General features: G+C 29.4%; 15 protein-coding genes and 1 tRNA gene. 9 read left to right on the top strand and 7 right to left on the bottom strand.

Features of this window, described 5'->3' with window-relative positions:
• Positions 1 to 3 precede the first annotated feature (3 nt).
• The 4 genes from folP to ACTT9L_RS04315 are packed head-to-tail and all read left to right on the top strand — an operon-like array spanning position 4 to position 4,493.
• Complete coding sequence (folP, locus tag ACTT9L_RS04330) at positions 4 to 1,056, top strand: dihydropteroate synthase (protein ID WP_440928103.1); 1,053 nt, start codon at positions 4 to 6, stop codon at positions 1,054 to 1,056.
• A complete protein-coding gene (glmM, locus tag ACTT9L_RS04325; protein ID WP_440928102.1) occupies positions 1,056 to 2,387 on the top strand; it encodes a phosphoglucosamine mutase in 1,332 nt (443 codons plus the stop codon). Before folP ends, glmM begins: the two co-directional genes overlap by 1 nt.
• Before the next feature lies 1 nt (position 2,388).
• A complete protein-coding gene (thiD, locus tag ACTT9L_RS04320) occupies positions 2,389 to 3,201 on the top strand; it encodes a bifunctional hydroxymethylpyrimidine kinase/phosphomethylpyrimidine kinase (protein ID WP_440928101.1) in 813 nt (270 codons plus the stop codon).
• On the top strand, positions 3,201 to 4,493 hold the full coding sequence (locus tag ACTT9L_RS04315; protein ID WP_440928100.1) for an adenylosuccinate synthase: 1,293 nt from the start codon (positions 3,201 to 3,203) through the stop codon (positions 4,491 to 4,493). The genes thiD and ACTT9L_RS04315 overlap by 1 nt, the downstream gene beginning before the upstream one ends.
• Here the strand turns inward: ACTT9L_RS04315 and rpoH are convergent.
• Positions 4,490 to 5,383: an RNA polymerase sigma factor RpoH gene (rpoH, locus tag ACTT9L_RS04310; RefSeq protein ID WP_440928099.1), complete on the bottom strand. Its 894-nt coding sequence runs from the start codon at positions 5,381 to 5,383 to the stop codon at positions 4,490 to 4,492. The two genes, ACTT9L_RS04315 and rpoH, sit on opposite strands and share 4 nt — an antisense overlap.
• A gap of 41 nt (positions 5,384 to 5,424) precedes the next feature.
• Positions 5,425 to 6,405, bottom strand: coding sequence for an RluA family pseudouridine synthase (locus ACTT9L_RS04305; RefSeq protein WP_440928098.1), 981 nt, complete (start codon positions 6,403 to 6,405; stop codon positions 5,425 to 5,427).
• Between the two features lie 23 nt (positions 6,406 to 6,428).
• Here ACTT9L_RS04305 and ACTT9L_RS04300 point away from each other — a divergent pair.
• Positions 6,429 to 6,505: transfer RNA gene (locus ACTT9L_RS04300), tRNA-Arg, on the top strand.
• A 2-nt stretch (positions 6,506 to 6,507) separates the two neighbouring features.
• Here ACTT9L_RS04300 and ACTT9L_RS04295 read toward each other — a convergent pair.
• Genes ACTT9L_RS04295 through ACTT9L_RS04285 form a run of 3 tightly spaced genes read right to left on the bottom strand, consistent with a single transcriptional unit; the run spans position 6,508 to position 8,956 of the window.
• Entirely contained in the window at positions 6,508 to 7,299 is a 792-nt protein-coding gene (locus tag ACTT9L_RS04295) for an ABC transporter permease (RefSeq protein WP_440928097.1), read from the bottom strand.
• 2 nt (positions 7,300 to 7,301) lie between these two features.
• Positions 7,302 to 8,024 carry an ABC transporter ATP-binding protein gene (locus ACTT9L_RS04290; RefSeq protein WP_440928096.1) on the bottom strand — a complete coding sequence of 241 codons (723 nt, stop codon included), beginning with the start codon at positions 8,022 to 8,024 and terminating at the stop codon, positions 7,302 to 7,304.
• Positions 8,021 to 8,956, bottom strand: coding sequence for an L-threonylcarbamoyladenylate synthase (locus ACTT9L_RS04285; RefSeq protein WP_440928095.1), 936 nt, complete (start codon positions 8,954 to 8,956; stop codon positions 8,021 to 8,023). The genes ACTT9L_RS04290 and ACTT9L_RS04285 overlap by 4 nt, the downstream gene beginning before the upstream one ends.
• Positions 8,957 to 8,976: 20 nt before the next feature.
• Here ACTT9L_RS04285 and ACTT9L_RS04280 point away from each other — a divergent pair, with 20 nt between their 5' ends.
• The 3 genes from ACTT9L_RS04280 to dxs are packed head-to-tail and all read left to right on the top strand — an operon-like array spanning position 8,977 to position 11,994.
• The gene (locus ACTT9L_RS04280) at positions 8,977 to 9,228 is read left to right on the top strand and encodes an exonuclease VII small subunit (protein WP_440928094.1); all 252 of its coding nucleotides are present in this window, start codon (positions 8,977 to 8,979) and stop codon (positions 9,226 to 9,228) included.
• Entirely contained in the window at positions 9,209 to 10,081 is an 873-nt protein-coding gene (locus ACTT9L_RS04275; protein ID WP_440928093.1) for a polyprenyl synthetase family protein, read from the top strand. Before ACTT9L_RS04280 ends, ACTT9L_RS04275 begins: the two co-directional genes overlap by 20 nt.
• Positions 10,078 to 11,994 carry a 1-deoxy-D-xylulose-5-phosphate synthase gene (gene dxs, locus ACTT9L_RS04270; protein WP_440928092.1) on the top strand — a complete coding sequence of 639 codons (1,917 nt, stop codon included), beginning with the start codon at positions 10,078 to 10,080 and terminating at the stop codon, positions 11,992 to 11,994. The genes ACTT9L_RS04275 and dxs overlap by 4 nt, the downstream gene beginning before the upstream one ends.
• Before the next feature lie 6 nt (positions 11,995 to 12,000).
• Here dxs and aroC read toward each other — a convergent pair whose 3' ends face one another.
• Positions 12,001 to 13,083, bottom strand: coding sequence for a chorismate synthase (gene aroC, locus ACTT9L_RS04265; RefSeq protein ID WP_440928091.1), 1,083 nt, complete (start codon positions 13,081 to 13,083; stop codon positions 12,001 to 12,003).
• A 33-nt stretch (positions 13,084 to 13,116) separates the two neighbouring features.
• Here aroC and pdxH point away from each other — a divergent pair, with 33 nt between their 5' ends.
• On the top strand, positions 13,117 to 13,743 hold the full coding sequence (gene pdxH / locus ACTT9L_RS04260; protein ID WP_440928090.1) for a pyridoxamine 5'-phosphate oxidase: 627 nt from the start codon (positions 13,117 to 13,119) through the stop codon (positions 13,741 to 13,743).
• On the opposite strand, the gene ACTT9L_RS04255 is transcribed toward pdxH, so the two are convergent.
• Positions 13,740 to 14,753 (bottom strand): polyprenyl synthetase family protein, encoded by a 1,014-nt coding sequence (locus ACTT9L_RS04255; RefSeq protein WP_440928089.1) that lies wholly within the window; start codon positions 14,751 to 14,753, stop codon positions 13,740 to 13,742. The two genes, pdxH and ACTT9L_RS04255, sit on opposite strands and share 4 nt — an antisense overlap.
• Positions 14,754 to 14,865 lie beyond the last annotated feature (112 nt).

Genomic DNA, 14,865 nt, shown 5'->3' with positions numbered 1-14,865 from the left:
ATAATGCCAAGATATTACACAAGAGCGTGTAATTTCTACTTCGGCAAACAATCAAAAATTTTAGTAAATAAAAAAAAATCTATTCCTTTACATCAGATCAAAGAAATATCTTTTGACCATATTGAGATAATTACAAGAAAAAAAATTAGAAAAATTTCAATAAACAAAATTAGATATTTACCAAAAAAACTAAAAACACAAATAAATTCAGATTTAAAAAAAATTAGGTCAAAAAAATCAAATTTTTCAAATTTAAATTTTAAAAAAATTCCAAATATATTGGGTGTTTTAAATCTAACTCCTGATAGTTTTTCTGATGGAGGAAAATTTAACAAAAAAAATAAAGGAATCAGTCAAGCTATTAATTTATATAAAACAGGTGCTTCGTTAGTAGATGTTGGTGGAGAGTCTACAAGACCAGGATCGAAGGAAGTAAATGAAAATCGAGAATGGAATAGAATTAATAAGACATTAAAATTTATTGCAAAAAAATTACCAATATCTTTAGACACAAGGAAATCTGCAATTATGGTAAAAGGTATTGGAATGGGGGTTAAGCTTATTAATGATGTTTCGGGATTAAGCCATGATCCTAAAACAATAAATGTTTTAAAAAAGTATAAAATTCCATTTGTAATACAGCATTCAGTTGGGACACCAGAAAATATGCAAAAGAATCCAATATATAAAAATGAATTATTAGATATATATGATTATTTTGAAAATAAGATTAATTTAATAAGGTCTAAAGGTATTAAACATAATAATATAATTTTAGATCCTGGAATTGGATTTGGAAAAAATTTGAAACATAATATGAATCTTATAAGAGGTGTTTCTATTTTTCATTCATTAGGTTTTCCTATACTAGTAGGGAATTCAAGAAAAAGATTTATTAAAGATATATCAAAAAACAATGATAGCGAAACAAGGATTGGTGGAACTATGGCTTCTTCAATTTATTTGATGATGCAAGGAATTCAGATTTTAAGAATTCATGATGTTAATGAAGTTATGCAAGGTATTAAAGTTTTTAATCAATTAATCAAAAATTAATGGCAAAAAAATATTTTGGAACAGATGGAATAAGAGGAGCAGTTAATAGCAAATATATAAATGGAGATATGTTCTTTAAATTCGGACTTGCTAGTGGAACATACTTTAAATCTCAAAAAAAAAGAAAACAAACAGCAATAATTGCAAAAGATACTAGATTGTCTGGATATACACTTGAACCAGCTCTTGTCTCAGGTTTGGCTTCAGCTGGTATGCATGTTTATACCTTAGGACCCTTACCAACTAATGGGTTGGCTATGTTAACCAAAGAAATGAGGGCTAATATGGGTATAATGATTACCGCCTCTCATAATCCACATTTTGACAACGGTTTAAAATTGTTTGGTCCTGATGGAATGAAATTATCAGATAAAATAGAAAAAAAAATTGAGAGTCTTATAGATAAGAAAATCTCAAAAAATCTCTCGCATTTTGAGAAATTAGGAAGAGTTAAAAGATTAGAAACAGGCACCAAAAATTATATTAAAATATTAAAAAAAAATTTCACAAAAGAGTTCAATTTAAGAGGACTAAGAATAGTAATCGACTGTGCAAACGGTGCTGGTTATAAAGCAGGTCCTGAATTATTGAAATCATTAGGAGCTAAAGTGATAGCAATAGGAGTTAAACCAAATGGTTTAAATATTAATAAAAAATGTGGATCAACTTTTCCAAGAAATATTAGGTCTGCTGTAAAAAAATATAAAGCTCATATCGGAATATCTTTAGACGGAGATGCTGACAGAATTATTATGTGTGATGAGAAAAGCAATATAATAGATGGAGATCAAATTATAGCCGCTTTGGCAACAAGATGGAAAAATAAAAAAATGTTAAAAGGAGGAGTTGTTGGAACATTAATGTCAAATTATGGTTTAGAAAAATATTTTAGATCAATAGGAATAAAATTTTTAAGGGCAAATGTTGGAGATAGATATGTTAAAGAAAAAATGAAAAAATATAATTTTAATTTAGGTGGTGAACAATCAGGACATATTATTTTAGGTAAATTTGCAACTACAGGAGATGGTTTGCTAGTAGCTTTAGAAGCTCTATTTGCTTTAAGAAAAGGGAAAAAAGCAAGTGAATTTTTTGAACAATTTAAGAAAACACCTCAGTTATTAGTAAATATTGAAGTAAAAGATAAAAATATTATTAACAAACCAGAGATAAAAAAAATTATAAAAAATTCAGATAAATTAATTAAAGGTAAGGGAAGAATTTTAGTAAGAAAATCAGGGACAGAATCCAAAATAAGAATAATGGGAGAAAGTGAAAACAAATCTCTTCTATACAAATGTGTGAATATGATAAAAAAAAAAATTAAATAAATTGAAACCTAATTCTAAAATTTTAATTATTGCAGGATCTGATTCATCTGGTGGAGCAGGTATTCAAGCTGATATAAAAACTATCACTGCTTTAGGTTCTTATGCAATGACAGCAATAACTGCAGTTACATCACAAAATACCATAGGTGTAAAATCAATTGTTGGGATTAATCCAAAAGAAATTTTTAATCAAATAATTTATACTTGTAAAGATATAAGACCTGAGGCAATAAAAATTGGCATGCTTCATTCTTCAGAGGTTATTAGAATGGTGCTAAAGGCTTTGGATATAATTAAAGTTAAAAAAATTGTATTAGATCCAGTGATGGTTGCTAAAGGTGGAGCTAAACTGATAGATAGTAAAGCAATAAAATTATTAAAATTAAAACTAATCAAAAAAGTATCACTTATTACTCCTAATATCCCTGAGGCAGAAATTTTGACTAAAACAAAAATTATAACAAAAGAGGATATGATTTTTGCTGCTAATAAAATCATAGAGTTAGGAGCAAAAAATGTTCTTATAAAAGGTGGTCATTTAAAACATAAAAATGTAATAGATATTTTAATAAACACAAAAGATATTAAGATCTTTGAAAGCGAGCGTCACAAAACAAAGAATACTCATGGCACAGGTTGTACTTTATCTAGCTCAGTTACAACTTTTCTTTCATGTGGAAAAACAGTAAAGAAATCTTGTGAGCTTGGAATTAAGTATGTAAATTCAGCAATTAAATCAAACCCGCAATATGGAAAAGGTCATGGCCCAATAAACCATCTCACATCCTTAAAAGTGAACAGAAAATTTAAATAATGAAAAATATAGTAGTTGTTGGATCTCAATGGGGTGACGAAGGTAAAGGAAAAATTGTTGATTGGTTATCCGAACAGGCTGATGTAGTAATAAGATTCCAAGGAGGTCACAATGCTGGCCATACTTTAGTGATTGATGGTGTAACATATAAATTGAGATTACTGCCATCCGGAATAGTTAGAAAAGGTAAAATATCAATTATTGGTAACGGAGTTGTAGTAGATCCATGGGCTTTATTAGAGGAAATAGAAGAAATAAAATCTAAAGGCGTAGAAGTAAATGTAAATAATTTTATTATTTCAGAATCTGCAAATTTAATTTTGCCTTTTCATAGGGAAATGGATGAGATTAGAGAAGATGCAGCAGGAAAAAGTAAAATAGGAACTACAAGACGTGGAATTGGACCAGCATATGAAGATAAAGTTGGAAGAAGATCTATAAGAGTTATGGATCTAAGATCTGAAAAAAATTTAGATCAGAGACTTGACTCTGTATTAGTTCATCACAATGCAATTAGAAAAGGTCTGGAAAAAAAAATTTTTGAAAAAAATCAGCTTAAATCTGACTTGCTTAAAATAGCACCCAAAATATTAGAATTCTCTCAGCCAGTTTGGCTAAAGATTGATCAATTTAAAAAACAAAAAAAGAAAATTTTATTTGAAGGAGCCCAAGGGATTTTACTTGATGTAGATCATGGAACTTATCCTTTTGTAACTTCATCAAATACAGTTGCCTCAAGCGCAGCGACGGGAACTGGTTGTGGTCCTAATTCAATAAATTATGTTCTTGGAATTACAAAAGCCTATACAACAAGAGTTGGAGAGGGCCCTTTTCCTACAGAGTTAACTGATGATATCGGTGAACTTTTAGGAACACGTGGAAAAGAATTTGGAACTGTTACAAGTAGAAAAAGAAGATGTGGATGGTTTGATGGTGTTTTAGTGAGGCAAACTATTAAAGTTTCAGGGATTGATGGTATTGCTCTAACGAAATTAGATGTACTTGATGAATTAGATGAAATTAAAATGTGCATTGCTTACGAGCTTGATGGTAAAAGATTAGATTACTTACCTGCTGCTGTAGAAGACCAGATAAAAATCAAACCAATTTATGAAACTTTTCAAGGATGGAAAGTTTCTACAAATGGAGTCAAAAATATGGATTCATTACCTGAAAATGCAAAAAAATATATTTTTGCAGTAGAAGATTTCATTGGCGCAAAAGTATCAAGTATATCAACTAGTCCAGAAAGAGATGATACTATTTTAATCGAAAACCCTTTTGAAATTTAGTTTGCAGGTAAAAGATTTTTCGATTTAGCTAATAAAAGCATATGCTTTTGTAGTTTTTCAAATGCTTTGTTTTCAATTTGTCTAACTCTCTCTCTGCTAATTTTATATTTTTTACTTAAATCTTCAAGTGTAGTTGGGTCATCGTTTAGTCTTCTTGAGTATAAAATTTCTCTTTCTCTATCGTTAAGAACTTTAATAGAGTCTTTTAATAGATCTTTTCTTTGCTCCATTTCCTCGTGTTGAGCAAATTTTAAGTCATGATCAAGTTCCTTATCAACCAACCAGTCTTGCCATTCATCACCATCTTCTCCAACTTGAGCATTCAACGAAAACTCTTTTCCAGAAAGTCTTCTATTCATTGAAACGACTTCTTCTTTACTTACATCGAGCTTATTAGCGATATGATTAACGTGTTCATCTCTTAAGTCTCCTTCAGTTTCTGGAGAAATTTGGTTTTTAATTTTCTTTAAATTAAAAAATAATTTTTTTTGAGCAGTAGTAGTTCCAATTTTTACAAGACTCCAAGATCTTAAAATATATTCTTGAATAGAAGCCTTAATCCACCACATTGCATAAGTTGCCAATCTAAAACCTTTTTCTGGTTCAAATTTCTTAACAGCTTGCATAAGACCTACATTTCCTTCAGAAATCATTTCATTTATAGGCAAGCCATATCCTTTGTAGCCCATAGCAATCTTTGCAACTAATCTTAAGTGACTAGTAACTAGTTTTTCTGCAGCTTTAATATTACCAGTTGTTTTCCAATTTTTTGCTAGCATATATTCCTCTTCCGCAGCTAACATTGGAAATTTTTTAATCTGCTCTAAATATGCAGATAGTCCACCTTCATTCGAAAGGGTTGGCAGATTGTTACTAATTGTTGTGCTCATAACAATGTTTATTTAATTAATTATAGCTAATTTTCAATAATTTATTCTTCAGTGTTTCTAAGCATTTTTAGAATATTATTTAGATCTTTTGGCAAAAGTGAGGAAAAAATCATCTTTTTCTTAGTTCGTGGATGTATAAATCCTAAAGTTTTTGCATGCAGGAATTGTCTATTTAATTTAGTAATTGAATTTTGGATATTTAAATCAATATTTTTTAATTTTTTATATTTTTTTTTATATTTATCATCTCCGACTAGACTATTACCTTTATAATTCATATGAACTCTTATCTGATGAGTTCTTCCTGTTTCTAATTTACATTCAACCAAACTTAAAGTTGGTGTTTTCTGATTTTCAAAAATTTCAAGTGTTTTATAATTAGTTATAGCTTTCTTACCTTTAGAACTACTAACTTCCATAAGTTGCCTATTTTTTGAACTACGAGTTATAAATGTTTCAATCCTTCCCGAAGATGGTCTTAATTTTCCCCATATTAAAAGTTGGTACTCTCTTATAATTGTATGATCACTAAATTGTTTTGATAAATTTTCATGAGTTTCATTGTTTTTTGCAATTACAACTAAACCAGATGTGTTTTTATCAATTCTATGAACAATACCAGGTCTTAACTCATCACCTATATTTGATAAAGAATCCTTATCATAATGTATTAATGCATTAACAATAGTTTTATCATAATTTCCAGCCCCTGGATGCATGATTATTCTGGCAGGTTTATTTATTACTAATAGATCATTATCTTCGTATATTATTTCTAATTTAAATTCGTAAGGTTTAAGGGATGCTATTTCAGGATCTGGAATCTTAATATTTATATTATCACCAATTGATACTTTTTTTGACGGACTTTTAATTATTTCATTATTTAGTGTTAACTTTTCTTTCAAAATTAAATTTTTAATTCTAGTTCTGCTAATTAATTCCTCTCTTTTGTTAATTAAAACATCAACCCTTAAATTCTTCTCATCCTTTTTGACTATAAAATTAATGTTTTTTTCCATAAAATATAATATTAATACTATATGCGCTTGTAGCTCAACTGGATAGAGCGCCTGACTTCGGATCAGGAGGTTCTGGGTTCGACTCCTAGCAGGCGCACCAGATTATTCACCTATATTTATTAAAGTTCCCTTATCTCTTGCTTTGTCGAAAGAGTAATAAAATACAAATATTGACAAAATTAAATAAAACCCGTTCAGATAGATTGCATTAATGATATTTTCATAATTTACCATTCCATTCACTAAAATATTTCTAGTCTCTTCAAAAATATAAACCAACGGAAGTGCGAAAGCGATTGATTGAAAGATTCCTGGGAGTGTTTCAACTGGATAGTAAATGCAGCCAAAAGGCGCTAATAAAAACATGGTTGACCATGCAATATTTTCGAAAGATGGTCCAAATCTTAACAATCCTGCAGAAACAAATAATCCAAGCGTTATTCCAAATAAATATAGACTAAAAAAAAGAAACGCTAAAGGAAGACCAAGTTTTAGCAAAGATATACCAAACAGTGGAGAAGTTAATAGTATAGCTGGGATCAAACCAATTAATGCTCTTATTAAAGCGGTAAAAACTAAAGAGACAATTATCTCGCTAATTTTCATAGGCGCAATAAATAGGTTCGTAAAGTTTCTGCTCCAAATTTCTTCCAAAAATAACATATTAAAGCCAATACTGGTTCTAAATAAAAAATCATACAGAATTGCACATGAAAGAATAACTCCTACTGCACCACTGTAATAAGAGCTATGAGCTGCAAAAAAATTAGAAATAAAACCCCAAAGAGTAATTTGAATTGAAGGCCAATAAATTAAATCTAATATTCTTGGAAATGATCTAGTTATTAAATAAAAGTGTCTTAAAAAAAGACCGTAAATTCTAATTAAATTCATTTTTATTTTCTCGCAATTTCTAAAAATACTTCCTCTAAATTTCTTCTTCCATATTTTGTTATTAATTCTTCAGGAGTTCCTCTATCCACTATTAAACCATCTTTCATCATTAAAACAGAACTACATAATCTTTTTACTTCTTCCATATTATGAGAGGCGAGTAAAACTGATATTTTTTTTTCCTTTTTGTAATCTTCTAAAAATGATCTTACAAAATCACCAGTTTCAGGATCTAATGAAGCGGTGGGTTCATCCAACAAAAGTACCGTTGGATCATTTATCAGAGCTTTAGCAAGACTTACCCTATTTTTTTGTCCAGAAGAAAGTTCTCCAGTAATTTTGTTTAAAAGGTCTTTTAATCTAAGTTTATTTGCAAGGTGATCTATTCGGTCATTTAAATTTTGAATATTATATAATTTTCCATAAACAATTAAATTTTGTTTAACTTTAAGTTTTTTAGGCAATTCAATATATGGTGAAATAAAATTCATTTTATGAAGAAGTGAGATTTTATTCTTTTCAATATTCTTTCCATTGATTAAAACCTTACCACTACTTGGTTTTAATAACCCTAAAATCATTCCAATAGTTGTAGTTTTTCCACATCCATTAGGTCCTAATAGACCAACCATTTCATTTTCATTAATTTTAAAATTTATATTAGCTACTGCTTCCTTATTTTTATATTTTTTAGAAAGATTGATTACTTCAATAGAATTTGTCATTTATATTTAGATGCCCTCTTTAATCTATCGTTAATTGTTTTGCCAAGACCCTTGTTTGGTATCATCTCAACTGCAATCTTTTTATATCCATCGTTTTTAATTTTTCTTAAAGTTGAATATAAATTCTTTGCAGCTTCATCTATATTTTTCACTTTGGATAAATAATAATAGTTTTTTAATTTTGATTTTCTTTTTTTTATCAATAAATAAGCCTCATCTTTTTTTGGTTTTTTGACATTGATTCTTAAAGGTATCCCCGGTGAGTAATGTAAAGGTAATAAACCTGGTGATAATTTTTTTTTTGAATTTGTATTAATAAATAATTTTTTTTTTAAAACATTTTCAATTTTTTTAGCATCTAAACCTCCATATCTTAAAATTGAAGGCTTTTCTAAAAGATTTAATATTGTGGACTCAACTCCAATTTTACTTTTTCCTCCATCTAAAATATATTCTATTTTTGAAGCAAATTCTTCTTTTACATCTGATGGTTTAACTGAACTTAATCTTGAGGATATATTTGCACTAGGCGCAGCTACTGGATAATCTAAATTTTTTAATAAATTTCTAAACAATTTATGTTTAGGAAAACGTACGGCAATAATTTTTTTATTATTAGTGACAAATTTTGATATTTTTGAGTCATTTTTTAATTTCAAAACATAAGTTATTGGACCGGGAGAAAATTTTTTGTAAAGTTTTACTAGATTGTCATTTATATCACAGTCCTTTCTAAGTCTTTGAATATCGTAATAATGGACAATAAGCGGATTATTTAATGGTCTTTTTTTAAGACTAAATATTTTCTTAACTGCACTATTCGAGTAAGCGTTTGCAGCTAATCCATAAACAGTTTCTGTTGGTACTGCAATACAATGATTATTATCTAAATATTTTTTTGCTTTTTTGATATTTGATTGAATAGATTTCATGTATTAATAATTATTATTATATGAAAGATAAAATATTACCACTGGATTATGATCAGTATTCAGTTGAGCAGCTTACAGAAAAAGCAAATAAGATTATAGAGTCTCTAGAGAGGGAAAATGACTTAAACAAATCAGTTGACAGTTATCAAGAACTTTTAAAATTAAATAATATTATTGAAAAAAAATTTCATAAAAATTTTAAATCTATTGGAGAAGAGACAAATAAAAAGATTAAAGAGATAACTAAAAAAAATGAAAAAACAGCTCAATAAAATAGCTAAGGATACAAATATATTTCTTAAAAAATATACTAATTCACAGAAATATTCTCAGCTAATGCTACCCATGAGGTATGGTTTGTTTCCAGGCGGAAAAAAAATAAGATCTAAAATCTTAATTGACTTAGGGTCATTATTTTCAATTGATTACGAAACATTGATAATAGTTGGGTCGGCTGTTGAATGTATTCATGCTTATTCACTTATTCATGACGATCTACCCTGCATGGATGATGATGATATAAGAAGAGGAAAACCTTCAACTCACATTAAATTTGGTGAGTCTACAGCAGTTCTAGCAGGAAATTCATTACTAACTTTAGCTTTTGAAATTTTATCAAGTCCTAAATTGAAATTAAATGAAAAGATAAAAATCAACCTAATTAAAAAATTATCAGAATGTTCAGGTCATTTAGGAATAGCTGGTGGGCAATATTTAGATTTGAGTTATGAGAAAAAGAAAATATCAAAGAATAAAATAATAGAAATGGAAATAAAGAAAACAGGAATGTTATTTAGTTTTTGCTGTGCAGCTCCAGCAATAATTAAGAAAAAAACAATCCAAGAAATTAAATTTTTTGAAAATATTGGATCAAAAATTGGTCTTTTATTCCAAATAGCTGATGATTTAATTGATTTGAAAAGTAAATCTAAGGAAGCTGGGAAAAAAACAGGAAAAGATCAAAAAAAAGGTAAGGCAACACTTATAAATTTAATAGGCTATGATGACTCAGTTAAGTATTGTGATAAGATAATAAAAGATATTAATAAGAATTTAATAAAATACGGTTCAAAATCTGAAAAAATGAATGAAACATTGGAATATATATTGAATAGAAAAAAATGAAAAAAAATTATCAATTTTTAAATGATATCAACTTTCCATCTGATTTAAGAAAAGTTTCTGAAGATAATTTACAAAAAGTTGCAGATGAAGTTAGAGAGGAAATGATAAGTGCTGTTTCAGAAACAGGAGGCCACCTTGGTGCTGGTTTGGGGGTTGTTGAATTGACAGTCGCACTTCATTATGTTTTTGATACTCCAAATGATAAATTAATATGGGACGTTGGCCATCAATCTTACCCACATAAAATTTTAACTGGAAGAAAAGATAAAATTAGAACTCTACGACAGGGCGATGGTTTGTCAGGTTTTACAAAAAGATCTGAAAGTGAGTATGACCCATTTGGAGCGGCCCATAGTTCAACATCTATTTCATCAGCATTAGGAGTTGCTGAGGCAAATAAATTAGAAAATAAGTCTTCCAATGTAATTGCAGTCATAGGTGATGGAGCAATTAGTGCAGGCATGGCTTACGAAGCTATGAATAATGCTGGAGCATCCAAGACAAAAATGATTGTTATTTTAAATGATAACGACATGTCAATTGCAAAACCAGTTGGAGCAATGAGAACTTACTTGGCAAAATTATTTACGGGTAAAATATATTTTAGTCTTAGAGAAACTTTAAAATTAATTACATCTGCATTTTCAAAAAGATTTAGTGCTAAAGCAGGTAAAGCAGAGGATTTTTTCCGTTCAGCAGTAACTGGAGGCACATTGTTTAGTTCCCTTGGTTTTTATTACGCTGGTCCCATAGATGGTCATGATTTATCAAGCTTAATTCCAATTTTAAAAAATGCAAAAGAATCAAGACACGAAGGACCTATAATGATACATATCAAAACTCAAAAAGGAAAAGGTTATTCTTATGCAGAAAAAGCAAATGACCATTATCATGGAGTGTCAAAATTTAATGTTCAGACTGGAGAACAAATAAAGAGCAAATCAAACCTTCCTGCTTATACAAAAGTGTTTGCAAACACGTTAGTTAAACATGCCAAAAAGGATAGCAAAATAGTAGGAATAACAGCAGCGATGCCAGGAGGAACTGGTATGGATATTTTTGGGAAAGAGTTTCCAAGTAGAATGTTTGATGTAGGAATAGCAGAACAACATGCGGTAACTTTTGCTGCAGGTTTAGCAACTGAAGGATATAAACCATATGCTGCAATTTATTCTACATTTTTACAGAGAGCATATGATCAAGTTGTCCATGATGTTGCCATCCAAAGTTTACCAGTTAGATTTGCAATAGATAGAGCGGGATTAGTTGGTGCTGATGGATCAACTCATGCTGGTTCATTTGACATAACTTACTTATCAACTTTACCTAACTTTATAGTAATGGCAGCAAGTGATGAAGCTGAACTAGTTAAAATGATTAATACTTCAATAGATATAAATGACAGACCTTCTGCAATTAGATACCCAAGAGGAACAGGAGTAGGTGTTGATCTCCCATCAATAGACGAAAAAATTGAAATTGGTAAAGGGAGAGTAGTTCAACAAGGTACACGAGTTTGTGTTTTAAATCTAGGTACTCGACTTGAAGAGTGTAAGTTAGCTGTAGAGGAATTAAAAGCAAAAGGAGTTTCAACAACTTTGATAGATGCTAGATTTGCTAAGCCTTTAGATGAACAACTTATATTAAAATCTGCTAAAGAACATGAGCTTATGATAACTGTTGAAGAAGGATCAATAGGTGGTTTCGGTTCTCATGTTAAAAATTTATTAGCTGAAAAAGGAGTGTTTGATAAAGGTTTAAAATTTAGATCAATGACTTTACCAGATAAATTTATTGAACAAGATGATCCAAAAAAAATGTACGCTAAAGCTGGATTAAATAGTTCACAAATTTCTAAGAAAATTGCGGATATTTTGTTTCAAAAGGAGACGATAAGAGTTGTGAAAAATTAATTTAAGCTAACTACACTGGGCTTTATTCATTAAGTAGTGGTCAAGTAAAACACAGTTCATCATAGCCTCACCAATTGGTACAGCTCTAATTCCTACACAAGGATCATGTCTACCTTTAACAGATATTGAAGTATTTTTTCCAAATTTATTTATAGTTTTTCTACTAGTTAAAATTGACGATGTTGGTTTGACAGCAAAAGATGCAACAATTTCTTGGCCTGTAGAAATTCCACCAAGAATTCCACCTGCTTTATTTGAATTAAATTTTAATTTATTTCCTTTTGAAGAAATTTCATCTGAATTTTGTTCTCCACTTAATTGTGCTGAGTTCATTCCTGCACCAATATTTACACCTTTAACTGCATTAATACTCATTAGACCTGAAGCTATGTCAGTATCCAATTTAGAATAAATTGGAGCACCTAAACCAACTGGGATACCTCTTGCTCTTATTTCAATGACTGCTCCGCATGAGGATCCTGATTTTCTTACACCAAGCAAATATTTTTCCCATAATTTTATCATGGATTTATCTGGACAAAAAAACGGATTTTTTGAAATTACTTTATCGTTCCATTGATTTGTATCACATCCAAGAATTCCAAGCTGAGTTACTGCACCAATGACTTTAAATTTTTTACCTAATTTTTTTTTAAGTACAATTTTTGCTATTGCACCGGCCGCAACTCTTGCTGCAGTTTCTCTAGCAGAAGATCTGCCACCTCCTCGATAATCTCTAATTCCATATTTTTTAAAATAAGTAAAATCTGCATGACCTGGTCTGAACTTATCTTTAATATTGCTATAATCTTTAGATCTCATATCATTGTTGTAGATTATTAGAGAAATAGGTGTTCCCGTAGTTTTTCCCTCAAATACTCCTGACAATATTTGAACTTTGTCATCCTCTTTTCGCTGAGTTGTAAATTTAGATTGTCCTGGTTTTCTTTTGTCTAATTCTATTTGAATATCTTGCTCTTTAAGATTTATGTTTGGAGGGCAACCATCAACAATACAACCAATTGCAGGCCCATGAGACTCTCCCCAAGTTGTGAAACGAAATAGCTTTCCAAAAGTATTAAATGACATTATTTATATTATATAGATTATTTTGTTTAAATTATGAATCAAAAAAACTCTTTAGGTCTTAATAGTTGCTTTCTTGATATAGATGATCCAATTCAATTATTTTATGAATGGATGGAGGAAGCAAAGAAAACAGAGCCAAATGATCCAAATGCTGTTGCTTTGGCCACGTCAAATAAAAAAAATATTCCTTCAGTTAGAATGGTTTTACTTAAAGATTTCAACAAAGATGGATTTGTATTTTATACAAATTTAAATAGTCAAAAGGGAAATGAATTAAAAGAAAATCCAAATGCTCAGATGTGTTTCCATTGGAAAAGTCTCTTAAGACAAATAAGAATTAATGGAAAGGTATCATTAGTTTCTGATCAGGTTGCAGATGAATATTATTCATCTAGAGCGTATGAAAGTCGAATAGGAGCATGGGCCTCTAAACAAAGTGAAGAATTAAATTCGCGAGAACAATTGTTAAAATCTATACAAGATTACAAAAAAAAATATATCAACAAACTAGATGTACCAAGACCAAGTTATTGGTCTGGATGGGTTTTATCTCCAAATAGTATTGAATTTTGGTTAGATGGTGAGAACAGAATTCACGAGAGATTAAAATATAGTAAAGATAAATCCGGGAAGTGGATAAAGTCTTTATTAAGTCCTTAAAAATTTCTTGATAAACTAAATGATGTTAATCTTTTAAGAATATTTTTTTCTTCAGAGTCTTTAAATACACTTAGAGAATTTGAGGCTAAATTTATATAGTGCTGTGCTTTTTGATAGCATTCCTGAATTATTTTATATTTATTTATAAGAGCAATAATTTCATTAAAGTCATCTTTTGTTCTTAACTCTTTTTTAAACGTATTTAATAAAATTTTCTTTTCATCATTTCCTAATTTTTGAAAAAGTAAAATTATTGGTAAGGTAATTTTTCCTTCAAAAAAATCTTGACCAATTTTTTTACCAAATAGTTTGAGCTCAGCATTATAGTCTAGCGTGTCGTCTGCTATTTGAAAAGTTAACCCCAAGTTTCTTCCATAAAATTCTAAAGCATCTTTTTCTTTATTTTCTGCATCAGATAAAATTGCACCAACTTTAGTTGCTGCTGCAAATAACTCAGCAGTTTTAGCTGAGATTATTTTTAAATATGTTTCTTCCAGCATATCAACTTCACCTTTGTGTTGAAGTTGTAGAACTTCTCCTTGAGCAATTTTAGATGAAGTGGACGATAATAATTTTAAAACTTCTAGGTTTCCGTCTTCTACCATCATTTCAAAACATCTACTCAATAGATAATCTCCAATTAAAACTGACGAATGATTATCCCAAACTTTGTTTAAAGTTTCTTTTCCTCTTCTAACAGTGCCTTCATCAATCACATCATCATGCATCAATGTTGCACTGTGAATTAATTCGACACACGCAGCTAAATTTATATCTCTAGAGCCCTTAGAATAACCGCATAATTTTGCACTACCTAATGTTAGTAAAGCTCTTAGTCTTTTTCCTCCAGTTTCTATATGATAATCTGTCATTTTTTGAACTAGCTGTACGTCACTAGATAATTTTGATTTTATTTTTTCTTCGGTTAAAACCAGTTTTTCCTCAACCGAGTCTTTAAGCTGAAAATATGAATTATTTATTTGATTTTTAAGCTGTACAACTGTTCCCATAAGATTTTTAAATTAGTATAATTTGTTTATATATATTACTTATCAATTGACGCACCAGTTTCTTCAATTATAAGTAGTCTTTATATTCAATAAATAATTCTATAAGACTTAC

Origin of the sequence: Candidatus Pelagibacter sp. (genome assembly GCF_052049675.1) — a bacterium.
In the GTDB taxonomy this organism is placed as follows: Bacteria; Pseudomonadota; Alphaproteobacteria; order Pelagibacterales; family Pelagibacteraceae; genus Pelagibacter.
Note: the sequence above shows the minus strand (reverse complement) of the source record. Positions and strands in the feature narration are given on the sequence as shown.